At 42.1% G+C, this 23,499-nt stretch carries 25 protein-coding genes and 4 pseudogenes; 7 read left to right on the plus strand and 22 right to left on the minus strand.

Going from position 1 to position 23,499, the window contains the following annotated elements; all coding sequences use genetic code 11:
• Nucleotides 1–112: 112 nt before the first annotated feature.
• The 3 genes from J2Z65_RS30915 to J2Z65_RS30925 form a co-directional block, all read right to left on the minus strand.
• Nucleotides 113–487, minus strand: coding sequence for a hypothetical protein (locus J2Z65_RS30915; protein ID WP_167056965.1), 375 nt, complete (start codon nucleotides 485–487; stop codon nucleotides 113–115).
• 165 nt (nucleotides 488–652) lie between these two features.
• Complete coding sequence (locus J2Z65_RS30920; RefSeq protein WP_167056968.1) at nucleotides 653–991, minus strand: hypothetical protein; 339 nt, start codon at nucleotides 989–991, stop codon at nucleotides 653–655.
• An 82-nt stretch (nucleotides 992–1,073) separates the two neighbouring features.
• A complete protein-coding gene (locus J2Z65_RS30925; protein WP_167056971.1) occupies nucleotides 1,074–1,784 on the minus strand; it encodes a hypothetical protein in 711 nt (236 codons plus the stop codon).
• Between the two features lie 841 nt (nucleotides 1,785–2,625).
• Here J2Z65_RS30925 and J2Z65_RS30930 point away from each other — a divergent pair.
• Nucleotides 2,626–3,159, plus strand: a complete 534-nt coding sequence (locus J2Z65_RS30930; protein ID WP_167056974.1) for an IS630 family transposase — start codon at nucleotides 2,626–2,628, stop codon at nucleotides 3,157–3,159.
• Between the two features lie 448 nt (nucleotides 3,160–3,607).
• Here J2Z65_RS30930 and J2Z65_RS36215 read toward each other — a convergent pair.
• The 10 genes and pseudogenes from J2Z65_RS36215 to J2Z65_RS30980 form a co-directional block, all read right to left on the minus strand.
• Nucleotides 3,608–4,640 (minus strand): annotated as a pseudogene (locus J2Z65_RS36215) (IS110 family RNA-guided transposase); the annotation flags it as partial.
• Nucleotides 4,641–4,981: 341 nt separating this feature from the next.
• Nucleotides 4,982–5,374, minus strand: a complete 393-nt coding sequence (locus J2Z65_RS30940; RefSeq protein WP_167056977.1) for a DoxX family protein — start codon at nucleotides 5,372–5,374, stop codon at nucleotides 4,982–4,984.
• A 134-nt stretch (nucleotides 5,375–5,508) separates the two neighbouring features.
• The gene (locus tag J2Z65_RS35990; RefSeq protein ID WP_167056959.1) at nucleotides 5,509–5,766 is read right to left on the minus strand and encodes a hypothetical protein; all 258 of its coding nucleotides are present in this window, start codon (nucleotides 5,764–5,766) and stop codon (nucleotides 5,509–5,511) included.
• 55 nt (nucleotides 5,767–5,821) lie between these two features.
• On the minus strand, nucleotides 5,822–6,193 hold the full coding sequence (locus J2Z65_RS30950) for a YciI family protein (protein ID WP_167056980.1): 372 nt from the start codon (nucleotides 6,191–6,193) through the stop codon (nucleotides 5,822–5,824).
• Between the two features lie 127 nt (nucleotides 6,194–6,320).
• On the minus strand, nucleotides 6,321–6,662 hold the full coding sequence (locus tag J2Z65_RS30955) for a DUF1801 domain-containing protein (protein ID WP_167056983.1): 342 nt from the start codon (nucleotides 6,660–6,662) through the stop codon (nucleotides 6,321–6,323).
• Between the two features lie 30 nt (nucleotides 6,663–6,692).
• Nucleotides 6,693–7,946, minus strand: coding sequence for an RNA polymerase sigma factor (locus J2Z65_RS30960; protein WP_338111663.1), 1,254 nt, complete (start codon nucleotides 7,944–7,946; stop codon nucleotides 6,693–6,695).
• Nucleotides 7,943–8,377: a YciI family protein gene (locus J2Z65_RS30965; protein WP_167056986.1), complete on the minus strand. Its 435-nt coding sequence runs from the start codon at nucleotides 8,375–8,377 to the stop codon at nucleotides 7,943–7,945. Before J2Z65_RS30965 ends, J2Z65_RS30960 begins: the two co-directional genes overlap by 4 nt.
• Before the next feature lie 1,161 nt (nucleotides 8,378–9,538).
• Complete coding sequence (locus J2Z65_RS30970) at nucleotides 9,539–9,742, minus strand: hypothetical protein (protein WP_167056989.1); 204 nt, start codon at nucleotides 9,740–9,742, stop codon at nucleotides 9,539–9,541.
• Between the two features lies 1 nt (nucleotide 9,743).
• A complete protein-coding gene (locus tag J2Z65_RS30975) occupies nucleotides 9,744–10,532 on the minus strand; it encodes a COG4280 domain-containing protein (RefSeq protein ID WP_167056992.1) in 789 nt (262 codons plus the stop codon).
• A gap of 77 nt (nucleotides 10,533–10,609) precedes the next feature.
• Entirely contained in the window at nucleotides 10,610–11,449 is an 840-nt protein-coding gene (locus J2Z65_RS30980) for a MurR/RpiR family transcriptional regulator (RefSeq protein ID WP_167056995.1), read from the minus strand.
• Between the two features lie 742 nt (nucleotides 11,450–12,191).
• Here J2Z65_RS30980 and J2Z65_RS30985 point away from each other — a divergent pair.
• On the plus strand, nucleotides 12,192–13,550 hold the full coding sequence (locus tag J2Z65_RS30985) for a phosphodiester glycosidase family protein (protein ID WP_167056998.1): 1,359 nt from the start codon (nucleotides 12,192–12,194) through the stop codon (nucleotides 13,548–13,550).
• A 379-nt stretch (nucleotides 13,551–13,929) separates the two neighbouring features.
• Nucleotides 13,930–14,391, plus strand: coding sequence for a C40 family peptidase (locus tag J2Z65_RS30990; RefSeq protein ID WP_167057001.1), 462 nt, complete (start codon nucleotides 13,930–13,932; stop codon nucleotides 14,389–14,391).
• Nucleotides 14,392–14,557: 166 nt separating this feature from the next.
• Here J2Z65_RS30990 and J2Z65_RS30995 read toward each other — a convergent pair whose 3' ends face one another.
• Together J2Z65_RS30995 and uptA are read right to left on the minus strand one after the other, a co-directional pair.
• Nucleotides 14,558–15,364 carry a COG4705 family protein gene (locus J2Z65_RS30995; protein WP_240159661.1) on the minus strand — a complete coding sequence of 269 codons (807 nt, stop codon included), beginning with the start codon at nucleotides 15,362–15,364 and terminating at the stop codon, nucleotides 14,558–14,560.
• A 99-nt stretch (nucleotides 15,365–15,463) separates the two neighbouring features.
• Entirely contained in the window at nucleotides 15,464–16,048 is a 585-nt protein-coding gene (gene uptA / locus J2Z65_RS31000; protein ID WP_167057004.1) for an undecaprenyl phosphate transporter UptA, read from the minus strand.
• 344 nt (nucleotides 16,049–16,392) lie between these two features.
• Between uptA and J2Z65_RS31005 the strand changes: the two genes are divergently transcribed.
• Nucleotides 16,393–17,103, plus strand: coding sequence for a M14 family metallopeptidase (locus tag J2Z65_RS31005; protein ID WP_167057007.1), 711 nt, complete (start codon nucleotides 16,393–16,395; stop codon nucleotides 17,101–17,103).
• Nucleotides 17,104–17,272: 169 nt separating this feature from the next.
• Here the strand turns inward: J2Z65_RS31005 and J2Z65_RS31010 are convergent, their stop codons facing one another.
• The 4 genes and pseudogenes from J2Z65_RS31010 to J2Z65_RS31020 all read right to left on the minus strand — a co-directional run bounded on the left by J2Z65_RS31010 (nucleotide 17,273) and on the right by J2Z65_RS31020 (nucleotide 18,998).
• Nucleotides 17,273–17,575, minus strand: a complete 303-nt coding sequence (locus J2Z65_RS31010) for a P-loop NTPase family protein (protein WP_167057010.1) — start codon at nucleotides 17,573–17,575, stop codon at nucleotides 17,273–17,275.
• Nucleotides 17,576–17,692 (minus strand): annotated as a pseudogene (locus J2Z65_RS35995) (hypothetical protein); the annotation flags it as partial.
• Nucleotides 17,693–17,759: 67 nt separating this feature from the next.
• Nucleotides 17,760–17,917: pseudogene (locus tag J2Z65_RS31015) on the minus strand (dihydrofolate reductase); the annotation flags it as partial.
• A gap of 283 nt (nucleotides 17,918–18,200) precedes the next feature.
• Nucleotides 18,201–18,998 carry a lipid II flippase Amj family protein gene (locus tag J2Z65_RS31020; RefSeq protein WP_193580888.1) on the minus strand — a complete coding sequence of 266 codons (798 nt, stop codon included), beginning with the start codon at nucleotides 18,996–18,998 and terminating at the stop codon, nucleotides 18,201–18,203.
• Between the two features lie 432 nt (nucleotides 18,999–19,430).
• Between J2Z65_RS31020 and J2Z65_RS31025 the strand changes: the two genes are divergently transcribed.
• Nucleotides 19,431–19,646 (plus strand): hypothetical protein, encoded by a 216-nt coding sequence (locus J2Z65_RS31025; RefSeq protein ID WP_167057012.1) that lies wholly within the window; start codon nucleotides 19,431–19,433, stop codon nucleotides 19,644–19,646.
• 158 nt (nucleotides 19,647–19,804) lie between these two features.
• On the plus strand, nucleotides 19,805–20,404 hold the full coding sequence (locus J2Z65_RS31030) for a hypothetical protein (RefSeq protein WP_167057015.1): 600 nt from the start codon (nucleotides 19,805–19,807) through the stop codon (nucleotides 20,402–20,404).
• A gap of 481 nt (nucleotides 20,405–20,885) precedes the next feature.
• Here J2Z65_RS31030 and J2Z65_RS31035 read toward each other — a convergent pair whose 3' ends face one another.
• The 3 genes and pseudogenes from J2Z65_RS31035 to J2Z65_RS31045 form a co-directional block, all read right to left on the minus strand.
• The gene (locus J2Z65_RS31035) at nucleotides 20,886–21,143 is read right to left on the minus strand and encodes a hypothetical protein (protein ID WP_167057018.1); all 258 of its coding nucleotides are present in this window, start codon (nucleotides 21,141–21,143) and stop codon (nucleotides 20,886–20,888) included.
• Between the two features lie 152 nt (nucleotides 21,144–21,295).
• Nucleotides 21,296–21,598: a hypothetical protein gene (locus tag J2Z65_RS31040; protein ID WP_167057021.1), complete on the minus strand. Its 303-nt coding sequence runs from the start codon at nucleotides 21,596–21,598 to the stop codon at nucleotides 21,296–21,298.
• 402 nt (nucleotides 21,599–22,000) lie between these two features.
• Nucleotides 22,001–22,593, minus strand: a pseudogene (locus J2Z65_RS31045) (transposase); the annotation flags it as partial.
• A 149-nt stretch (nucleotides 22,594–22,742) separates the two neighbouring features.
• Between J2Z65_RS31045 and J2Z65_RS31050 the strand changes: the two are divergent.
• Nucleotides 22,743–23,159, plus strand: a complete 417-nt coding sequence (locus tag J2Z65_RS31050) for a VOC family protein (RefSeq protein ID WP_167057027.1) — start codon at nucleotides 22,743–22,745, stop codon at nucleotides 23,157–23,159.
• Nucleotides 23,160–23,499: the final 340 nt, after the last annotated feature.

Below are 23,499 nucleotides of genomic sequence, written 5' to 3' on the forward strand. Positions count from 1 at the left end.
TGAAACGCAGCCTTTTGAAAAAAACGTCATAGCTGCGCCTAGTTTCGTATTGCCATTTTTAGTTCTCTGCTATGTGAGATTTTCAGGGTAGTTTAGCGACGACACTTGTTAATCAAGTACGGAAGAGAATATTAATATCCCCATCTACAAATCCAATTCCAATTACAGATGCACTTTTGAGGATGTATGCATACTCTCCATCTTTAAGATAACGTTCTACTAACATCGTAATGTGATTTAAACCTTCTTCCCAATGTTGGATATCTTCTGTTCTTTTTATGTAACAAATATCTTCTTCCGAATTAAAATAGTCAGTACAAGCCCAATCTGAGTCATTCTCATCGAATTCCTCTGAACCGATTAATTGTATATCGTATGTATCGTCTGAACCTTCATATAAGTTAAAATTGAATGCTTTTATTCCTACAGGTATGTCCTGTTCTAGAATCTTATTTAACCAATTTGAAAACAATCTATAGTTCTCCATATACACTACCCCTTACTTTTATTAAGTGTGTTATATCGTGAAGCTATACAATTTAACTAGTCTATCAGTTACCTGAAAGCGGCAACAGATCGTCGTCTTCCGGCAGCCGTCGTGTCGTGATTGAACTATTGTTCACCGTTAGTCTAAGGAATGGCTGTTTTTCGACTAGATGTCGTCTGGAGCATCTCCTGGTTTACTCCAGTATTTTAACATTTCCATTGCTCTTTCTATATCATCCATATCATCGTTACCTAATGTCTTATCAAACTTTTCGGACAACATACCTCTAACCTTAGCAAGCCTATATGTTACCTTCCATTCATCAATGAAACGGGTGGTTTCCTTCTCATATTCCGCATTGTCTGAAATCAATTCTCCATCTTGGTATTTTATGGAATAATAAGAACCCATCTTGTGTAATGATGTCAGAATTATCTCAATCTCTTTAAGAACCTCTAATACTTCAGAGCCTGATATGCTTATTTGCTCATTTGCTTTTAGCATTGACTCATCTCCCACATCCTTGATTTGTTCTACTATAGTTCTTACGTTAGTTGAGGGTGCTTCTCTTTTATTGAAAAGATTTTTATTCCAAGTTGTAGAACTTCCTCAAATCATCGTCGAATTGTTTCCAAGCAAGTAGCATATAAGGAGTACTATCAGATAATTGAATTGGAACATTCTTTGCTATTACTGTTATTCGCTCAAAGGGATAATCTTTTTTACCTGATGGGAATATTGCCAACTTTTTCAATTCCTTCTTTCCATTTCCGAATGTCCATTCCAAGAGGTTGAAACTTCCTATATCGATTTTATCTGGAAATTCTGTGCTGACCCAATTACATAATTCAAATAAAGGGTATCTATCCCCACTGTGTTGTTCAATGACTGTTATTACTTTTAAAATGATATACTTTCCTGACAATAATTTATAACCTATGGCATCTCCACGTTCAAAATCTGTTTGTGCAATAAATCTTTTGGGTATCTTTTTAGGCTCACATTGAGGTTGGTTCAATTGATTCATTAATTTTTCAAGAACTTTCTTTCTTTGTATTAATAATTTTGGTTCTTCTTCCCAGCGTTTCAAATCCTCTCCACTGATGATTATTTCCAATGCTAAAGACAACCAAAATACTGACCTAACTTCATAATCTTCAAGTTCCGATTTCCAGTTTTCAACAACGATATTTGTTGCTGTTTCTCCATCATGTCCTTCTGCTATCAATTCTCTAAATTCATCCTTAATATCAGACGCTAAATCATCTGAAAAAATTGCAGTTCCCCATGCTCCCATTGCTCCCAATTCGCTTTCAATAAATTCGTACTTTCATCTAAAAATTTAAAAAACGTATATATACAAATTGCCTAACTGTATGTTGTGAAATAAGTGCATTATTTTTGTTGTTTTCTTAAATAAGCGTAATACAGATACACAATAATGTAGAAAGCGGGGAATATTACTAGCCCAGCGAAAGTAATGAATAAAACGATTCCAACCTTCATTCCCTCACTGTCTGAGTCATAATTAGAAAGTCCATATATAATAAAAATAAACCAAACAACCGTTAGTAAATATCCAATTCTATAAGGTAGTTTCAATTAACTTACTCCTTACCTTTAGGTAGTTTTTTGGCTTGCTCCCTTATCTCTTTAAGGAACTATTCTGTTGTTCGTCCATTATCATACCATATGTTGGGAATTTATTGTCGTCAAGCCACTCCATCATGCTCAAATGCCCATTCAACGAAATTAAAAAAAAGAGCCGCTTCAATGCAGCTCTTGCGCTTCCTTTGGGTATTTTCTTTTGATATGAGTATTCCATCACAATGGATAATAAATCCCATTTAACGCATTCAAAAAACAAATTATCAATTGAATGGATGATACTAATTTTTGTTTGTTTTATTTTATTCGCGTTAATAATTTTGTTCTTGGCAACAGTAACAACTAACGGGAGGATTAATCATCTCATGTTCCTCAATATTTATGGAATTTGCATTCTACATTGAACCAAAAAATGGTATTTGCATACTATAATCTTGACCAACCAACCATTTCCCCTTATTAACTTAAGGGGCTTTTTTGTTCCTCAATACTTATTTTTAAAAGAATTATCTATTGGAGGCGGATGAATCATGAGCAAACAAACAGAAAACGTTGAAATTAAAATTCAAGAAGTCAAAGCTCGGATGCATCACTTAAAAGATTTAAGGATGTTTAAACGCTATCAATGTGTCTTAATGTACTTAAAGGGCCGCACTCCAATGGAAATTGCTGATTTCTTAGTATGTACTGTTCAAACTGTTTATAATTTATTGCGTGCTTATAGAGGTAATGGTTTAGATGGCTTATCTTATTGCCAGTCTCCTGGACGACCTAAACATCTGACTGATGAACATGAAAAAGAACTCTATCAGTTAATTATTGAAAAAAAGCCATCTGACGTAGAATTTTCTGCTGAGATGAACTGGACTTCTTTCCTAATCCGTGATTGGATCAAAAATAACTTTAATATTGAATATACGGATCGGGGTGTACGTAAACTATTACGACGTTTGGGATTTAGCTATACCAAACCGACCTATACTTTGGAAAAAGCTGATCCTAAAAAACAGGAAGCGTTCATACAAGATTTTGAAACGCTTAAAAGAAGGCTATCCAATGAGTAAAATGCAGCATCAACACTTTCGTCTGAATCTTTTTTAAGAATACCCGTCTACTTATCCACTCGAAAGAAATATTCGATTATATGATGTTCATTTCCCCAACGGTCTGTGAATGTTTGCGTATTAGGAGAGGAATAAATAGCGATTAGGCTCTCTCTAATTTCAGGGAGTCTGGCTGTATCTGCATGACAGGTTTGTGCTAAAACATTATTTCTCTTGAATACTGCTTGTGCGAATTTTACTACAACATCCGAATCGTCATGAGCCTCAACAAATTCATTAGAGAAAAGTAAGCCTTGAATTGTTCGGCGACACAAACATATGCGCTTTCGGGCTGCTCCCTGCTTATTACGCTATCGTATCCGTTAGCTTAGCCCCGAAATCGCTTCTTGCGGATCAAGGGGCGAATGCTCCGCAGCATGAATAAGGTGTTAGGTAATGTCCCTGTCCCTCGAAGGCGCTTCCGGCCTCTCTTTGTTATCTGTGTCTGTCCGATGTGCTTGCCGGAGGAATTCGTTTTTAAGTTCAATCCAGCAAGTTTTGTAATCTGTTTGGGATGATGGTACTGTCGAATGTCACCTATCTCTGCCAGAAAGCCTGCGATGGTGTCTTTTCCAATACCTTTAATAGCCAGCAATTGCTGTACATGCGGGATCTGCCCAGAAGCTCATCCAATTTGCTTTCCAATTCTTCTAGTTTGCTATGAAGCCACTCATACTGGTTCAGCAGCAGCTTCAACTCCATCCTTGCTAGTTCTGTACCTTGCCGTATGCCCACTGAACAGCTTGCCGCCTCTTTCAGATTCTTTATTTGGCCTAAACCAAGCCCACGCTTAGCAACCTCCCTCAGGTGCTGCAGCAGGGTTTCATTGGGTACATCAACAAGCTCATGGAGCAGTAGTAGAGGCTTAGCATTTGGACGGCAGACTTGCACTCCCAGTCCTTAAATACCGTCAGAAACTCCGGGAAATAGCGGCCTAGCCAATTATGGACACGTCCTTGTACAACGCAAAGGTCAGTCGTCAGGTGATCGCGAATCTTTATCGCCTCCCGCAGTTCGGCATAGACGCCCTGAGGAAGGTTTGGTACGGCATATCTACCGTCGTTGACCAATTGTGCAATGACTTTGGCATCCTTGATGTCATACTTCGTCGGAGAATTGTCATCGAGTTCTTTACTTTTCTTCACATGCAGCGGATTCACAACACCGTATTTCACTTGTTTTTCTTTCAGAAAATGAGCGAGGTTCAACCAGTAGTGGCCCGTTGGTTCCATGCCAACGATAACATCCTGGAAGCCTTGCTCAATTGAAATCTTCTGAAACCAGCTTACGAACAACTCAAAGCCTTGTCGATTGTTTTCAAACGAAATGGACTTCCCAAGTTCAACTCCGCGGTTGTCTTGGGCTCTCGCCACATGTTTGAATTTTGCGATGTCGACTCCAATAATTAAGGTAGAAGATGTGATTTGATTAATTTCTTTCATTTTGAGTAGAATGCATGTTGTAGTCTCCGTGGTTTGTTTTTGGATCCGGTTACTGGCGAGCGTTTTGGATCCATTAACATCTTACCAAGGAGTCTTTTTATTTCTCAAACCTCGTATTTCTTCATAATAAGAATGCTGCCCGTTAGCTCAATCATGTACTCAAGATTAGATTGCCATTCCTCAAGTTCTTGTCATCTAATTTTGACAAGAACTTGAGGATATAAAATGAAAAAGCCGCATCACATGCGACTTTTAATGTAACCATGTTCTTGTTCTCCCCACCGGATTACACAATTTGTATCGGAATAGTACACCTGATGCGTCCTTTTGCCCCACTCACACTATTGCTGCAAAGAAAAGAATTTCCGTACTTGCTCATTCCTCAACCAAAGGCCTCCCCAAACCAACACAGCCAGATAAATAGGAAACAGGATCGTGGAGAAAAGCGGGGCGTCTAGACGAACCTGCGTCGCAATTACGCCTCCAAAATAACCGGTCAACAGTACAGCACCTAGGATCGTTGTACGTGGCACTACATAAAGAACGGTTGAAAGAAGTCCGAGTATGGCCATCAGATAAATATGATGCTCCTGGAAACCAAGTGATTCGACAGAATCAACAACAAATGAAGGTTTAAATAATTTCATGATACTGTCAAGCAGCATAAACAAAATGGCTATTCCACTCATCACTCTCGCCGTCCATAGTCGCCCTTTAGAAATTGTTCTTATCATTGTCCATCTCTCCTTTAACTGATTCACTAAGATTTGTCCTTCTAAGAGTACGACGAATGAGCAATGGTGAGATCGACATAGGGAATAAAAAATTTTTTATTAAATAAAATCCCAATGCAAATGCAGCCATGCCCCTACACTCTCTCGTACCAATACCCCGGCACGCCCCGAACAAGCCGCATCAGCGCCTCCGACGGCAGGCCTCCCCGCACATAGTAAGAACCGCGGCGGAGCAAGCCCTCCTTAATCGGGACGTCGCTGGTCAAGTAATTCTCCATGAGCGACTTCACTCCAACTAAGATAAGCGATGGGCCTTGACCGGCTTTGTCATAGTCGATCTTGGTGCCGTCTTTCGATGCATGGAAATTCTCCTTTGCAGTATATTTATCCATGTCTCTATTAAAGCGACGAACCACCGACGGGATAATCGACACATCCGCTGAAAAATTATAGATATTTTTTGGGCATCTCATTCACCTGACGAAGCTCGATCTCTCCTTCTCCGAATCCGTGGGGATCCGGCATCCGGAATGCCCATTCGATTGCTTCTTCTCTCGATCTTACCTCGATAAGCGTGTAGCCGGCGACGAGGTCTCTTGCCTTGTTAAAGGGACCTTCCTCCATGACCGCTTCGTCTCCTGGAACAGGATAAGACAGACGGGTACCGCTTGAGCTCGGTAGAAGATCTTCGAAGGCGAGCAGCACCCCGGCTCTAGCCAATTGTTCGTTGTACTTCCGCATCGCTTCAAGCACTTCCCGACTTGACTGCTGTCCGGATTCGGAAACATTCGTCGCTTTGATGATCAACATGAATCGCATCGTGTTTACCTCCTATCATTAAGGCTTTCGAATTGCCTCTATTAAAACGACGAATGGAATTCATGAAAATCGACAGGATAGATCAGTTCAGAAATAAGAAACCGCCCAATGATGGGCGGCGTTCGTTTTATAGCGTACTGAAGGCTTGTTTTACCAGAGCGGTTAGCATTCCGCCCTCAATCTGGTGCCCATTGCGGAACTTGATCGTCTTCCGTTCCGGAGGGCCGTCGAACAATCCTTCGGGCAGCTCCAGCCCCGCCGCATTGAAGATCGTGAAGCTAACAGCATCCTTTGAAGTCGAGATCACCGCTGCATATTTTTTGTTCTTCAGGAAATGAGGCTTGTTGTATTGTATGCGCTCCTGAACGTCGGGAATGGCGTTATGGACAACTTGGCGCAAATCATGGCACAGACCAGCTTGCCACGGCTCTTTGACTTTCTCGATAAACTCTGTAACTTCTTGGCTCATTTGAACTTCTCCTATCATATGCTTATCTTATTATACGTTGCTCTCTGACGCACGTCTTAAGAGCAACTCACGCTCCTTCTCATTGCGTGCCAGAGTAGCAGCTCGTTTGAATTCTGAACAGGCTTCTTGCTTGCGACCCAGCTTCAGGAGAAAGTCCCCCCGCACGCTGGGTAAAAGATGATAATTTTTCAAGGACGGTTCTTGCATTAACGCATCGACGACTTCTAGGCCCACCTCCGGGCCGAACGCCATCGAGAGCGCGACAGCGCGATTCAGTTCGACGACGGGCGATGGCGCGATTTGGGAGAGAGCGTCGTAAAGAGCAGAAATCCGGATCCAGTCCGTCTCTGAAGCCGTTCGAGCACGGGCGTGATACGCCGCGATCGAGGCTTGGATCAGATAGGGACCGAACGCCCTGCCGAGACGCTCGGCCCGTTCGATCGCAGTCAGCCCTCGGCGGATGAGCAGGTGATCCCATAACGCCCGGTTCTGGTCCATGAGTAGAATCGGTTCTCCGCTTGGGCTGACCCGCGCCCTGAATCTAGACGATTGAATTTCCATCAGTGCCATGAGTCCATGGACTTCCGGTTCGTCGGGTGCTATCTCAGCCAATATCCGTCCAAGCCGTAGCGCCTCATCGCAGAGCATGGGCCGAATCCAGCTTCCGCCGGAAGACGCAGCGTAACCCTCGTTGAACATGAGGTAGATGACCTCGAGAACAGACGACAACCGCGCCGACAACTCGTTCTTAGGCGGCAATTCGAATGGGACGCGCGCAGCCGCGAGTGTTCGCTTCGCTCGAACGATCCGCTGGGCGACGGTCGGCTCCGGAACGAGGAACGCGCTTGCGATTTCTTCGGTCGTCAATCCCCCGAGCAACCGGAGCGTGAGCGCCACCCGAGCCTCGGCGGAAAGAACAGGATGGCACGTCGTGAAAATGAGACGAAGGAGATCGTCGCCGACTGGATCATCGAGCGCTTCATCCCACTCCGGCTCGTGCTGCCTGTCTATTTCCCAGCCTAGTTCCTCGTATTTGCGATCGCGTAATTTGATTCTGCGCAGGTGATCGATAGCCCGACGTTTCGCGGTTGTCATCAGCCACGCTCCGGGGTTATCGGGGACGCCCGTTTCCGGCCACCGTTCAAGCGCGATGATAAGCGCATCTTGAGCCAGATCCTCGGCAAGCCCGACGTCGCGTACCATACGTGCTAGACCAGCGATGATCTTGGCCGACTCGATTCTCCAGATTCCATCGATGGTTCGGTGGACGGCGGACTCCTTCACGACCTCGGCTTCCTCGTGACACGTGCCCGCATTTCAATTTCCTTGGCTAACGCTCCCGGGTCCTGAGTCAGTTCCGGCGCTTCGAACACTTGGCGCAGCTCGATCTCACCTTCGCCGAAGCCGTGCGGATCCGGCATCCGCATCGCCCAGTGAATCGCCTCTTCCCTCGATTTCACCTCGATCAACGTGAAGCCCGCGATCAGCTCCTTCGCTTCCGTGAAAGGTCCGTCCAATACCTTTGGTTTTCCACCCGGTTCTGGATAAGAGATGCGAATCGCGCTCGAGCTTGGGTAAAGTCCTTCAGCGGCAACCAGCACGCCTGCCCTTGCCAGCTCCTCGTTGTACCTCGCCATGGCGTCAAAAAGCTCTTGACTTGGCATGACGCCTGCCTCGGAATCTTTTGTTGCTTTGACAATCATCATGAATCTCATCGTGAATCTTCTCCTTGTCTATAATTTGCCTCTATATATTCACAACGAACAGGAGACACAGGAATCGACAGGTCGAAAAAAATTTTCTATTTTTTTTTCAACACGCGCCAACGATTTCCCTTCCCGACCCAAGTTCAAAAGTGAAAGTTATCCTCTTTGATCGTAAAAAAGTGCACGCATCAAACCGAATGTTTGGTCTTCTCGCGTTCGGCTATATGATCACTATTGCGTTTCACAATCACAAATGGATAGAAATGGAAAAATTGAGATTGAGGAACTTTTTTTGTCAGTTGGCACTTGGTGACAGCTTCGCTGGGATTACCCCCAATTAGCTCAATAATCAAATATAAAGGCAAGGTACAGTCACCTTATCCAAAGCAGAAAGGCCCCGATTCTCCATTTCCCCCTAACATCGAAGTTAACTTCTTCCAAGAGAGTAAATGGATTCTAGATCCTTTTTTAGCTACAAAAACTAAAACACAATGACGAAATGAGACCAAAGGTACTTATGTTTGGTATAAGGCGAATCCTTGAGGAGAGAAAGGAAGAAAACAGAATCAAGAGATTGTTCAGGAGGAAGAGACAAATCGAGCCGAAAAGCTGGCTCTAGCTACTGTAAAATAAATAAAGCCGTAAGGATGAGTTTATATTTCCTTCTCTCCTCATCACTCACAGTAACCTCATACCCCTAGGACAATTATTTTGTGAAGATATCCGTAGACAGAAAGAGATCCACAGCAACGGGCCGTGGATCTTAATTTATATATTTTAAAAGGGGATCAAGTTCTATTATAGGCTCGATTTATTAATACCAGGTGAAAACCAGATTTCATTCTGATTACAAATGCTATGGTAGCTGCGCATCTACACAAAAGCTGGTGTTTTGTGAAGTTGTTCTGATGGAACTATCGTTCCCAGTTAGTTTAACGCTGCAGGTTAGTACCCTCCTTTTTCACAAAAATTGAAGGTTGGCTGTCAGGAATGTGATAATGTTTTTGTCGCCCGGCTACTTCATTACTACATTACTTTTCGCCACAGTTCTTCTAAGTTTAATACCAACCCGGAAAATTACTCCATAGGAAAGAAATCGCTGCAAATGTTTATAAAACTGTGCTATCTCTGGTTCATTTATGCCAATCAATCATTTCATGGTGAGTCCACTCACTTCCTCATTTTCAAGGAAAGCTGATGCTGGATAGACACGAAGAGCGAAACGACAATACCAGCCCAGATCACGATCGCTCCAACCAACTGTAGTTGAAAGAGATTCGTCACCACAGCACTTACGACTATAGCAAGAACGAGAATAGAAGCTAAACGCCCATCATCGACAAGTAAGCCCCAGAGAGTTGATATTATCTTCATCTTACATCACCTCCATGCTCGGATCCTTGGTATTTTTCAAACCTGGATTCAAATGTTTTTTACAGCGTATGACGGTCAACCAAGAAAATAATAGAAGCGTGATGGACATATAGATGATGGATATATCCGCTTGCGGCCAATCAACTCCAACAGCCTCTCCCACCCAGAAGGCTCCGAAGCTGGTCAACATGATGCCAACGATAAACTTCATCGTATTCTCTGGCACGGATGCAAGCGGTTTACGTAAGATGATACCTGCCGCCATAACGACGATAACGCCTACAAGAGCACCTAGGATTGTGTATTGCATGAGCGTAGAATTGTCAGTTTGTGAGCTGGAGCCTAGCGTAAGAATGATAAAAATGGCTTCCATTCCCTCTAGGAATGTGATACTGAGTGTCGTCATAAAACCAAAGGAATCAATTCCCTTCCTGGCTTTCCCCCTGTTGCGTTGTCGCTCGAGTTCTTCCTGGTAGCTTTCGGCTTCATCATGGAGAGCCTTTAGACCAGAGTAGCGCAAAATCGCTTTACGAAGCCAGCGTATGCCGAACAATAGCATGAAGAGACCGACGATGAGTTGGACCCAGAATAAATGAATGACATAAACTAACGATTCGCCGATACAAAAAACAAGAACAACCAGAATCCCAATTGCCGTCAATGCGCCTGACAGTGAAGTCCTCCATCCACGGACAGCACCTACAGCCAAAATGATGGTCAATGCCTCAACAAATTCTACGCCGGTTCCCAAAAAGCTGGCAAGCATCGCATACCAATTAAACAGCTGCAACGACATCTCTTCCTCTCTCGTTAGAATCTTCCACTTGAAATTCATAATCACTTGGCTGAGAAGGAGTAAAGAAAGCTTTATGCCTTAGAAATAAAATTTGTAGATCGGCGCCGCAGTGTTTGCAACGTTTCCAATGTTGACAGCGCCTGACCCTCGATGCGAAGTCCAACGGCAATAATAATACTTTCGACAACAGCTGTAGGAGCTACCATCGAATGAAATTCCCACAATTCACCTCGGCATACATAGAGCACAATGGTTGCTTGATCGTTCAGATCTGAAACAAGCCGATCCGTAATGATGATCGTTGTACATTTTAATTCGTTAGCATATTCGAGAATAATTTGAATCTCTGGGGCAAGTTTTAAAAAACCAAACCCGATAATCACATCTTGCGGTGTGAGATGAAGCAATGCTTCATACACCTCATTTCCGCTCTTTGGCATGATCTGTATATCGACACCAAACCGATTCAAACGGAATTGAAGCAAACTGCCAAGGCCTTCGGAAGGGCCTGGTGCGAATACATAAATCCTTCTCGCCTGCGACATTTTTTCTACAGCAAGGTCAAAATTTTCTCTTGCCAACTTGTAGGAAGTATCATGCAAATAGCCGGCTGTCTGCTCCAGCATGTCTCCCAGTAGATCGCCTCCCGTGACTTTATTGAATATTTTACTCATCTTTTTGGCCGGCGTCATCGCCTCAAGTTCACGTAAACTGCTTTTGAACTCCTTCAGATTTGCATATCCGACTGCCTGCCAGAAGCGGGAAACCGAAGCGATGCTTGTAGGTACTTCTTGGGCAATTTCTTTCTCGTTCATAAATGGTATTCTATCTACATTTTTTTCAATAAAATCTGCGATATTTTTCTGTGTAAGGGATAATTTACGAATATCCCATTGAAATGAGTTTGCCAAATGTTTTCCCCTTTTAAGTTGATAAACCCTCTGCATAAGCCTATTATAGTTCAGCCTATAAGAAATGCCCAGTATTTTTTGAGATTTAAATTTCATAAATATTTTTTTGTAATATAATTTTCAATGCCTTTACGTCTCAGTGTAGCGAAAATAGGGTGTCACTAAATCCGGTGACACCCTCGTTATAAGTTGAACTGAATTGAGTTAATCAAATCTAATGTTCCCGTTCGATAAGTTTCTTGTTTGGGAAATGTCGTCAAACCACTCCTTTAGAAAGTGCAATTTTTGAAACGGTAAGTGCAGTTTCCGCGGGGAAGGGAACCCCGATCATTTCTATAAGCAAGATGAAGAATATACCCCAAATTGCGTAATGATGTATCCAGGATCCAATATGAAGTGTACATTTAAGACTCCCCTACATTTTTATTTCTATTATGATTATCGTTGATTGCAATTCAAACCAAAAGCAATTCACATAGATTACACTGCCAATCCAAATATTTAACCTTAGAAAGGACAGACGAATGATAAAATTCGGTCTGTCCTTTACTAATCATTTGCATGGCCACGATTCCTTTCAGCGTCTTATCAGCTGTCAGAATACTATTATTCCAAAGAATACCAATGTCATTAAAAATACGGAGTGTTAAAATGTAAATTGGTTTACTGAAGTTAACATTTAATTAGTTAGATTTTTTAGAGAGATAGAAGAGGCATAAATCGATAGAATAGGAGGAGTACCATGAAAATTGCAACAGATTCGCACAAACAAATTCAGGGCTGGAGCTGGCTGAAGAGAATTTTGGGCGCAGTCGCGCTACTTGGATTCCTTAGCTCTAGCTTTCTATATTTGACTCCACTAGGAACGAATATCCGCTTGTTTTTGGCTAATACTGTCATCGAAACGCAACACCGCGACTGGGCTTGGATCTTCGTTGGTGTAAAGAAACGCGATGAAATGATCAACGCGATGGGCTTAATGAGCGATGCCAACGCCAAAGAACCGCAGGATTTGAGCGCAATTACGATCAGCAAACATAAAGGTGAGTTAACTAAAGTCGAAGACATTTCAGGTCATGGTTGGGTAGGCAAAAAAATGTATATCTACGACCCACGAGCTCTGCGCGTTGTCGTACCCAACACGGTAGGCCAAGGAGAACGCATAACTTCCATGGTACAGCGAACGGGCGCAGTTGCCGGAGTGAACGGCGGCGGCTTCGACGATCCGCAAGGGCTTGGCAACGGTTTTGCTCCGGTGGGTGTCATCATGTCGGGAGGCAAAATATTGTACACTGGCGTGGACGGAACCGTCCCACAGCACGTTGTTGCCTTTACTAAAGAAGGAAAGCTCGTTATAGGTAAATATCCGATTGACCAACTGTTGCAGATGCACGTTACAGATGCGGTGTCGTTCTATCCCCGCGTGATTGCGAATGGTAAAGCTTTACCGATTGAAGGAGATGGTCTCAACCCGCGGACAGCCATTGGTCAGCGTGCTGACGGAGTCATCATTCTCGTGGTCATCGACGGGCGTCAACCTCCTTACAGTATTGGAGCGACTTTGAAGGAAGTACAGGATTTGTTGCTGGCAGAAGGATGTATTAACGCTGGCTTCCTAGACGGCGGCGCTTCCTCTGAGATGGTTGTAAATGGACAACTCATAACTAAGCCTTCCAGTAAATATGGCGAACGCAGACTGCCTTCTGCCCTGCTCGTCTTTGAACATCCGGATAAGATTCAAGTTCCGAATATCTGGGATGGCTTGACGAAGATTGATCCGGGCGGTGCTTACGATAATCCGGATTATATTGCGGACATGCAAAAGCAGCATGCGAATAAACCCAAAACAACCCCTACTCCGAATGCAAAGGCTTCTGCTACAAGAACACCAGAGCCCACGCAAACGCCTGGCGTAATCGAGACGCCGTCTCCATCGCCAGAAGGAAGCATGACGCCTTCACCTGGAGTAACACCATCGGTCAAACCTACCGTTTCGCCAACAACAGCCGTTACTCCAACTAGCAGGCCCTCCGTATCGCCAACACCAGGCGTTACTCCAGCGGAAACGCCGATAGGTACGCCGTCGGAAAAAAATAAATAATATTAAGCCCCAAGCTTGTTTAAATAAGCTTGGGCCTTTTTTTATTACAGATTGATAATCTTCGGATTATAACACTTGTAAATCCAGTATATCCAAAATTCATTGAATTTATGGGGGTAGCAAGATCGTGTGATGAAAAACAAAAAGCAATTCAAAACTATAACACTACATAGCCAACGGATATTCCGTTCGACTCTTTTGTTTAGTCAATAAGAATCAATTCATTCAGTTCTCAGCAAACTCTAATAATGTCGATTGAACCGTTGCCACACGTACTTTAACAGACATTGAGGTAAATTATAGGCTGTTAAATGTATGCTATAGTGGTCACAGGTCAACAAAACACAGGCCATTGAGCCAACAAGGGAGGATACACATCATGAAAAAAGCCTATAAAGCTATCGCGACTTTTGCTCTGAGTTTATCCGTCTTCATAGGCGGTGCAATGGTGATTTCACCAACAACAACTCATGCTGCTTCGATTTCGGATAATATCATCTCTACTGGCGAACACTATATGCATACCCCGTATCGATTCGGTTCGGCGTCAGGAAATACTAGTACTTTTGACTGTTCTTCGTTCACACAGACCGTATTCAAAAAATACGGTATCAACTTGCCTCGTTCTTCTCGTGCCCAATCGCAAGTAGGTAAGTTCGTGCCGCGGAATCAACTGCAGCCCGGCGATTTGGTATTCTTTTATTCGCCAATTCACCACGTAGGTATCTACATCGGTAACGGTAAAGTTCTGCATACCTACGGTAGTCCTGGCGTTACAATCACGGATATGAGTCAGGGTTGGTGGAGTAACCATTATGCTACGGCACGTCGTGTACTTTAAATAATAAAATAAACGTCACTTCATTTTGGGTGCGTTTCACTTGCTTCGATGAGTGTAAGAATGGTTTTTGTTTGATGTAGGATATTAGATTAAAATGTCAAATATAATGCAAAAAGATGGCTTTGAGAGGTTCTCAAAGTCATCTTTTCCTTTTGAAACGATTAGATTACACGGTTTCTACCAAATCCCCCTCGACTTCCGTACCTTTAGCTGCAGCGCCTCCGCGGAAAACTACGAAAAGAATAATGAAGATCGTTAATACTAGGCTAACTGGACCACTGCCATATCCCATACCTCCACTAGCATGAGTGGCTGATAACCAATCTGAGAAAGATGCGCCGACTGGACGTGTCAGGATGTAGGCGAACCAGAATGCAATAATTTCTTTCATGCCAAACAACCAAAAACCGATAGCTGGAATGGCTAATAAGCAAGTAAATACGATGCCAGATGTGAAGTAACCCAAATGCATATTAGAGGCAGTTAAATCGCCTGCAGAGGTGCCAAGCGCGAACGTTGTCAGTACAGTAAGCCAGTAGAAGACCTCGCGGCGGCGAGTGTATATACTATGGACCGACAGTGTTTTCTCTTTGGAATACCAAGTAAAGAGGATGGCAGCAAGGGCTACTATAAAGAAAACCGTCGAAACTACATAGGGAATTCCAAGGCCAACACGAATCACATCTGCAGCCATTGTCCCGAAAATACTAACCATAACGACAACTAACCAATAGACGCCTGGTATATATCGACTTACTTTAAATTGTAAAATCATCGCAATAATAAAAATAACGACACTTAATGGAGCTGAAATAAGTGGATTTAAATGTTCAAATAAATAATCTGAGGCTACCTCACCCATACCGGTTGTTAATAGCTTCGTGATCCAAAAGTATAGCGTTATTTCTGGCACTTTAGCTGCTATACCTTTCACTTGATTCATTGTGTTCGATAATGCTACTTTCTTATTCAATTGCAAGACCTTCTTCCTTTCTCTATATCAAATCGAATAAGCCTTATTATACAGGCACTACATTAAAATCAAATGTGAAGATGTCAATGTCAATATTTCTCATCCTAGTCGCTTTTTCGAGATCCAATGATGAATGCCAAATGCAACTAAAAGGCCAGCTAAAGCTATTGCTATGAACCAAGTCGAATGTGCTTGGCTTTTCACATTTCCCCAGTTTTCACCTAGTTTCATGCCTATGTTAATAAAAATGATAGCCCATGGCAAACTTGCTGCTAAAGTGTAAATGCTAAATTTCCAAAGATTCATTCGGGTAACCCCGGCTGGAATCGAAATCGCATGTCGGACAACTGGAATAAAGCGGGCAAAAAATACGACGGGCGAACCATGGCGTTCAAACCATCGATCTGCCAATTGAATATGTTTAGGCTTAATCAAAATAAATTTTCCATATTTTAATAAAAACGGCCTTCCCCCATAGTATCCGATTGCATATACAATGCATTGTGCGACTAATCCTCCAACTGTACCTGCGGCGACAGCTCCCCAAAAACTAAGATGCCCTTGGAATACCAAATAACCGGCATAAGCTAAAACTATTTCGCTAGGGATGATCTCTATCGCTAAGCCCAATATTACTCCCAGATAACCTAACGAAACAACGGATTGCAGTAACTGCTGCGTCATTATTACGTACCTCCTCTTAATAATAACTCCAACTATACATGCCTTAAATGAAGTAATTATGAGAAAGGTCCTATCACTTTGGGCTGATTGGTAATTTGTGAGCTATTCAATATGGGAAGTATGGGACGAGAAGTCACGATATAACGATCAAACGAAGATAATTTGGGCTTCATCTACGCAGATGCTTCAATTTGTTTCATTAGACGGTCTTCAGGTTTTTTAATCAAATTATGTACCTCTGTCTAGGTCAACCGAAATCGTAGCTTCATACATTGAAAGCAGTACAATAGACCTTTCAAGTCGCCTAAGCTACAAGGAGGACCATACCCGGGAGGTGGTTGCGCATGGAAATTAAAAAACACCTGTTGGCGAAGGCCACCAGGTTTGAAACCCCTTATTACGTCATTAATGAAAACTCAAAAGGAAAAAAGGTTATAATAACAGCCGGAGTGCACGGGAAAGAAATTGCCAGTATTCTCGCAGCAAAAAGACTTATGAGTTTGCTAAAGAAAAACAAGCTCAGGATTGAAAACGGAACATTGATCATTGTTCCGATTGTCAATCGTCAGGCATACAAGCAGAGAATCAGAGGAATTCCCGATTTGAACCGTACGTTTCCAAGAAAGTGGAAAGATAAGGCGCGCCACCCGCTTTCAGTTGCATTATTCCGAATAGCGAAACAATACAAGCCATCGTGGTACATTGATCTACATGAAGCTAACGGCTTGTCTAAAATAAACCCTAGAGTTCTGGGGCAGACATTGATCATTAATCCAAAAAGTGCAATAATACCTTCAATAAAACGAATTGTTGCACATCTTAACAGCTCTATTGAGCAAGAATCAAGGCATTTTACAATGCGTTTACGGAATTTGTCGGGTTCAGGACGCAACTCTGCATTTCATTTATTGAAAGCAAATGCAATAACAGTAGAGACATGTTGGAGCCTGCCTATTTCCAAGAGGGTGAACTTTCAATTGAAAATCCTAGAGAGCATTTTAACTGAAGCTAAATTAATTAAACGTGGAACGCTAGTCTTGCTACAGCAGAAATGAATGTAGTGCGTAGTAAGAGTCTTTGCTTGTTACACTCGGAAACACGAAGAAAAAAGCTAATAAAGCTATTGCCGCATAACCAAACAAATAGGCATAGAAAAAAGTACCGCGATAAGATTTAACGCGGTGCTTATATATTTGCAGAAATAGAGGATCCGTTCATGATAGCTTAAGAGGTACCTCCAAGTGAAGCATCGATAAGACGTCGGGAAGAAGGATGGGAACATGAAAGCAAATGCGATATCCCCGTATTCTCGACAATTTGACCTCCGTCAAGAACAGCCACTTGATCAGCCAATACACTCACAGCAAATACATCATGTGAAATAAACAGATAGGATAACCCCTTCTTTTCTTTCAATTTCTTAAGATGAAACAGAATCTGTTTCTGCACCACCATATCCAAACTGCTTAACGGTTCATTCAACACAATGAGTTTCGGCTCCAGCGCAATAGCTCTAGCAATATTCACCCGCTGCAATTGACCACCGCTTAGTTGCTGAGGCTTCTTATTCGTGTCTTCTGATCGGAGACCGACAACTTCAAACCGACACCTTCTGAATCTCTTCTTGTTGAGACATTCGCTCATAATTTCGAAGCGGTTTCGAGATAATTTCTTTAATTCAGAATCTTGGATTTACAGCTGAGTAACAGTCCTTACCAATGGATTCAAAGTTTCTTCTCCCCAATACAATTGTATATCCTTTTGTTATTTTGTTAACATACCGCCAATCATTCGGAATCCTCCATGGAATGTCGTTGTCTTTTCCAATAACTCTGTTTTGTCCATTGCAGCAATTAAATATATCTCCACTAACCCCACCCTTTAACAATTTTTGCCTTAAGATATTCGTCAATGAACGATAATTGGGGATGATCTTACTAATTTAATATACCATTTTCAGGAGATATAGGCGTCAGCCCCGACGAAAGCCTGAAGCTAGATATATGTAAGCTCTTTCCTTTGAAGTTCCCGTCTTTAACAACTCCCCACATAAGTATCATTATAGCTTACGATGCTAACGTTCCTCGTTAGCTCAACGCTTATCTGCTATACCCGATTATTGCTAATTCGGCCGGTTGCCTCACTACAAATTCTATAAGTATGGGACAATTGTTTTTATCCAATATGCTGCAGGTATTAATATTACTTGTGCTAATAACGTACCACAAAATCTTGAGAACATAAGAGCACCAAAAACTTTATTGATTGAAGATAACTTAGCTTTTTTACTCAAAGCTTTATCTGTCAGTAATGCAACCTGCGGATCGATCAGTATAGTCAATAGAATAGTAGCCACTCCGTTTATTAATCCCGAAGATTGAGAAGCCCCAATGTTATATTGTCCTGGCAAAAATGCTGCATATAAAGCTGCCAATACGCCTACAGTATAAATAGCGGTCACAAAACAGTTCATAATCATCAATCGTTTTGGGAGTCCACCTGCACGGAGACGCTGAACCATTTCCCACTTCGGCATTCGAAAATGATAGAACGAATGTTGAATGACATCAACTCGGAGTACATTTCGAATCATTTTCGGGACTGATTCGGCTTTCTCCATATGTGATACCATACGTCCAGATAATGCTATAAAAGTAGGAAATAATGCTATTGCCAGTAGAGTACCAAGGGAAGCAGCAGCTAATATAATCCTAAAGTTCCCAACTAGGTTAAACTCTAAATGATTCTTAGCAAAATCAACGACTTTGCCGGTCATCGTGCCCTGAGCAATATTTGACGTCCTCGAAATAAGAACAATCATACCCGTTAAAGATAGTGCTATCGCTAACTTTCCTGAGCGAATTCCCGCTATTCTCACCGCGTATGAGAGTGTTTCAGCAGAATGGATAATCAGCGTAAGCAACGATATTAAAACGATACGTTCAATCATGGGAATAGCCTCCCTCGTCTGTTGCTTTTTTTATAAGATCTCTCTCAACTTAACTTCCTTACATATAATAACCTAGTTATTTTTTCCAAAAAAGAGAAATTCCCTTAGTATTTATTTCTTATTTTGATTTTAGTGCCAACTACGTTATCCCGAACTTCGTATTATGAAGTCTCCACAGCTTTTAATTAGATCATAAAGTTCAATAAAATGAGCAGGCTGCCGTGGCACCTGCTCATTAATAATCTTATTTAAACTAACGTTCCTAGTTAGCGTAACATGCAGGCCGCGTCCATGAGGATGAGTAATGAGGAAAATATTTACAAAGAAGCATTTGGTAGCCTATGATTTAAATATTCGCCCATTGGGGGGATTGTGCGTCTATTGGGACCGACTACGCCGGCAATGAAATCAAGCTGAAGGAGATGAATAAAGGTGAAGAATAGATTCGAATTTACTGCGGTCGTCTTAATAGGCAATGGCGAGTTAACAGACGACTTTACAATCGACATCGCCAAAATGGCTGACCGTTTAAACACACAGCTGGAGATCGCCAAGAAAGCGCTCCAAACTATTGCGGAGAGCTCAGCTCAAGGCAACGAGGCAGCCAAAACGATTGCCGCAGAAGCTCTAATAGCGATTGTCGAGTAGGTGCCGGCTGCATTCGTGTCTTTTTTGAGCTATCGTTCAGCGTTAGTCCAAACCGAGATGTAATTTAACATAGCTTTGTTAAAAAACTAGACAAAAAAGGAGAAAGAATGTTTTATAAGAGTAAATTAAAAATTTGGATTTTAGGAGGCTTCTTAATCATGAGTGATTTAGTAAAACTGTCGAAAGCTGCTGTCTTTGGAGCTGCAAATGGCGTAATGTTCATGACTTTTTTTGGAGCGCTTTGGGCTTCCATTGGTATTATTGGTTCACATGAACTTGGAGCTCCATGGTTACTTGTTCTTTCGGGTATTGTGACTTTAATCTTACTGATTGGAGCCATTTCACTTTTTGGTAAAGCTCGTAACATGAACAATGCTGTTACACCGAAAGAAAGGGAACATTGGAAAAAAATAAATCGAAAATTTGGTTTGATCTTTGGTCTAGAAGGTCTTGCGATCTTTATTGCAAGTGTGGTTTGTAACATAATCAATCATTTTGAAGTCTTTTTTCCTATCATGGCTATCATCGTTGGAATTCATTTTTTTCCTTTAGCTCAATTGTTTCGAGAAAATTTTTATTATGGTACAGGTGTAGTGCTCTGTATTTTAGGCATTATCACTTTCTACTTACCAATAAATGCTACTTTTAGCGGTGTATCCCTGCTTGCGACGTCTACTTTTATCGGACTTGGCTCTGCTCTGACGCTATGGGTGACAGGTTTGAGAATCTGGATAACCATTATCAAACAATTCAAATAAATATATAAAGAGCGATGAGTGAACTGCACCCCAATTGTTAGACACACTAACACTAACAATTGGATGTGCAGTTTTTTATTATGACAAGTATTTATCCTGTCATAACCTCTACACAAGCTTCCTCATCTTCATCATCAGCATAACTGTTAGCTGACTTGCAAATTGTTCGAAAACCAACTGATTCTCCCCGATTTCTTGCGAAACCAATTTTAACACAATTCAAGGGATATATCGGGTAAATTCCACTGCGAAGGCTCGTTTTGTTCAACTATCGTTATCCGTTAGCGTCTTCTAACCAAAAAATTTGATTCCCTTTAAATTGAAAAAGCTGGTCTAACAATTCTGCGAATGACAACGCAATAATCGGTGTTTCTCCCACTAAACCATGCGTTTCATGAAAACTATCATAACACCTTCCAAGGCGTTCAGGGTGCAAATCGATCGTTATAAAATCACCATTCCCACAATCAACGATAGTGTATCAATCCTTGGTGATGTCATCCTCCTCTTCTTCACCAAGGATCTCTAAATTAGCCAAATTAATCTCTATTGGTGGAATCACACGATAAGGAAATTCAGAATCATTGAAAAGCTGCATGCCACCGCACTCTTTATAAAACTCTTCAAGATCGGATGGCAATATGTGAGAAGAACGAAGTTTTGGTAAAGCCGATGCAGGATAAACTTCACAGTTTGAAAGCGTCTTGGCTTCGTTAATAAACCGAATAACGTTACTCATGTCATCATCGTCCTTTCTCCGGCTGCTCAATGTTTCTTTAAACTCTCGTTCTCCGTTAGTTTAATGCCGTGGTCCGATAAGGTGCATCGAAAGTACAGCCGTTTAAATAGAAAATCACTATGCGACAGTCGCAAACGGTGATTGTTAAGTGATTAATATTCCGAAATCCTCTCTAAATAATTGTAAATTTTTTTAGCTTCCATTCTTAATAAATCTGGGTCTAATGCATGATTTGCTTGTCCTATCATAAGTCCATATAAGAGTAAAAGCCTACTTACAATCTTTTTAGGAATAAATTCTTCATTTTTCATTAAGGTAATAAATTCCTCTAACAACTGATAGAGTACGATTAAATCATCACTAACTAGCCTTTTTTCTGTTCTAACAGACACAACTATTTTTTGTGAGAATTTTGTTATTTCAGACTGTTTCTCTAAAACTTTTAATTTATTCATTTTACACATCCTAAAAAGCATCTTGAGGGGTATAATACTCGACTGTTACTTTTTTGTCGTACTCGGTAATGTTTACCGCCGTTAGTCAATCATTGTTCATTCATCCAACTTTTTGCCCAGTATATCATACATTTTATTCCATTATACTGCCCGTTAACGATCGCTCCTCGATTAATGCTTTTTTCCTCACCGGAAAACAAAGGGATCTACATATTAGTTATGCATAATATGTAAATCCCTATATTTTACCTTTGGATTCAAACATGAAAAGGAAACAACACCCTTTATATCTCACAATTGGTTTAACTCAAAGGCTAAAGTACCCTCCATTTGTTGGATGACAAGAATTATATCCAACACCATTGCGAACAGATTCTTGTCATAATCAGGTGACAAAATATGAAGACTATTTCTACTCTCTACATTAAGCGCATCTGCTGGCGGATTCAGCAAACGATGATGCGATTTTAGATGAGCCTTCGCATGTGAAGACAAACGGCTTTGAATGCTTTTCCGTACCTCCTGCACGCATTCGATCACTGTAAATGAAAGCGATCCGCGATTCGAATCGCGGCAGGAAAGCATTCGCTGAACCAGGTATGATAAACCTGATCATCCACGCCAAGTACCAATCCGGTCATCGTTTTGGCTGCTGCCCAAGCTTTGGCTTGCATCTGCTCGCTAATCTGTGGAACGGCTTCCTGATGCAGACGTTGCACAGTGCTCGTCGGCGCTTGCTGTAGCGTTATTTGTGCCCCACGAATTAGTAGGTCCATCCGAATCCGGCATGACAAGTCGTACAGAACAAACGAATCGCCGGTACGTGCGGATAGGATTTCCTCTTGAAGACTGACAGATGGCGTACGGTTCGCGTCCCATTGGTACCTTTGCGAATCACGTGCTGCAGTGACAGGCAGATCGTGATCGACAAACAGAATCTGGCTTATGTGTAACTCTGGTATGTTGAGATGTTCATTGATATACTGGGTTTGCATCTGCTTATTCCTTTTGTTGTGGTTGGGGAATTACAACAATACAGGAGTGGCAGGAATCAAGTAGACCGATGAATTCCCGGATCGGCTTTCGTCTAAATAAACGAAGGCATCAATGACAACAAACCAATTTGACGATGAGGTGTTTAAAAATGGCATTAATGTCCACATTCACGAGCTTCAATCTGCCTGTAAACAACGTAGAACAATCGAAGGCGTTCTTCACCGGACTCGGATTCGAGCTCAACCCGCAATTCCCCGAGAATGAGAAGTCGGTAGCCATCGTGATCGGCGACAACCTGCAGGTCATGCTGCTCACCAAAGAACTTTTAAAGTCGCTCACGCAGAAGGAAACCGTTGATACGGAAAAGTATGCGCAAATGACGATCGCATTGGCCTTCGAGAGCCGAGAAAAGGTGGATGAAATCGTGAATACTGCGGTCTCCTTGGGCGGGAAATCGTACGAAGAACCTGAGGATTATGGATTCATGTATCATTGGGCCTTCGAGGACTTAGACGGCCATATGTGGGCAATCAACTACATGAACACGGATGCAGTTCAAGGTTAAGGATAACGGAGAGCGCACTCATACTTGGATTAACATGGGAAGACGCCGGGCACCTTCCCCGGCGTCTTCTTCGCGATGATTAGTTTTGTTCGGTATAGGCTTTGAAATTGTCGATAATCGCTTGCCGGAGCTTTCCGCGTCGAACGTTTCAATGACCTTCGTCTCATTCCCTTGATCGACGAAAGTAATGTCTCGGTATCCTACTGGAGTGCAATCGGCATAGCATGGGGACTTAGCCGTCAAGCACTGATTTTAAGGTTGAGCCTTTTTTTTACGTTGTTTTCCCCGAAATTATTATAGAGATATTGAACTTCAGAATTTATTTCCCAGTCTTCACCAA

The sequence above is a fragment of the Paenibacillus aceris genome (assembly GCF_017874035.1).
Taxonomy (GTDB): Bacteria; Bacillota; Bacilli; order Paenibacillales; family NBRC-103111; genus Paenibacillus_E; species Paenibacillus_E aceris.

What these genes read in the sequence shown, in the direction of transcription:
- J2Z65_RS30915 (WP_167056965.1), bottom strand. Translation starts at nt 487, where the DNA reads ATGGAGAACTATAGATTGTTTTCAAATTGGTTAAATAAGATTCTAGAA.
- J2Z65_RS30920 (WP_167056968.1), bottom strand. Translation starts at nt 991, where the DNA reads ATGCTAAAAGCAAATGAGCAAATAAGCATATCAGGCTCTGAAGTATTA.
- J2Z65_RS30925 (WP_167056971.1), bottom strand. Translation starts at nt 1,784, where the DNA reads ATGGGAGCATGGGGAACTGCAATTTTTTCAGATGATTTAGCGTCTGAT.
- J2Z65_RS30930 (WP_167056974.1), top strand. Translation starts at nt 2,626, where the DNA reads ATGAGCAAACAAACAGAAAACGTTGAAATTAAAATTCAAGAAGTCAAA.
- J2Z65_RS30940 (WP_167056977.1), bottom strand. Translation starts at nt 5,374, where the DNA reads ATGATAAGAACAATTTCTAAAGGGCGACTATGGACGGCGAGAGTGATG.
- J2Z65_RS35990 (WP_167056959.1), bottom strand. Translation starts at nt 5,766, where the DNA reads ATGGATAAATATACTGCAAAGGAGAATTTCCATGCATCGAAAGACGGC.
- J2Z65_RS30950 (WP_167056980.1), bottom strand. Translation starts at nt 6,193, where the DNA reads ATGCGATTCATGTTGATCATCAAAGCGACGAATGTTTCCGAATCCGGA.
- J2Z65_RS30955 (WP_167056983.1), bottom strand. Translation starts at nt 6,662, where the DNA reads ATGAGCCAAGAAGTTACAGAGTTTATCGAGAAAGTCAAAGAGCCGTGG.
- J2Z65_RS30965 (WP_167056986.1), bottom strand. Translation starts at nt 8,377, where the DNA reads ATGAGATTCATGATGATTGTCAAAGCAACAAAAGATTCCGAGGCAGGC.
- J2Z65_RS30970 (WP_167056989.1), bottom strand. Translation starts at nt 9,742, where the DNA reads ATGAAGATAATATCAACTCTCTGGGGCTTACTTGTCGATGATGGGCGT.
- J2Z65_RS30985 (WP_167056998.1), top strand. Translation starts at nt 12,192, where the DNA reads ATGAAAATTGCAACAGATTCGCACAAACAAATTCAGGGCTGGAGCTGG.
- J2Z65_RS30990 (WP_167057001.1), top strand. Translation starts at nt 13,930, where the DNA reads ATGAAAAAAGCCTATAAAGCTATCGCGACTTTTGCTCTGAGTTTATCC.
- uptA (WP_167057004.1), bottom strand. Translation starts at nt 16,048, where the DNA reads ATGACGCAGCAGTTACTGCAATCCGTTGTTTCGTTAGGTTATCTGGGA.
- J2Z65_RS31005 (WP_167057007.1), top strand. Translation starts at nt 16,393, where the DNA reads ATGGAAATTAAAAAACACCTGTTGGCGAAGGCCACCAGGTTTGAAACC.
- J2Z65_RS31020 (WP_193580888.1), bottom strand. Translation starts at nt 18,998, where the DNA reads ATGATTGAACGTATCGTTTTAATATCGTTGCTTACGCTGATTATCCAT.
- J2Z65_RS31030 (WP_167057015.1), top strand. Translation starts at nt 19,805, where the DNA reads ATGAGTGATTTAGTAAAACTGTCGAAAGCTGCTGTCTTTGGAGCTGCA.
- J2Z65_RS31035 (WP_167057018.1), bottom strand. Translation starts at nt 21,143, where the DNA reads ATGAGTAACGTTATTCGGTTTATTAACGAAGCCAAGACGCTTTCAAAC.
- J2Z65_RS31040 (WP_167057021.1), bottom strand. Translation starts at nt 21,598, where the DNA reads ATGAATAAATTAAAAGTTTTAGAGAAACAGTCTGAAATAACAAAATTC.
- J2Z65_RS31050 (WP_167057027.1), top strand. Translation starts at nt 22,743, where the DNA reads ATGGCATTAATGTCCACATTCACGAGCTTCAATCTGCCTGTAAACAAC.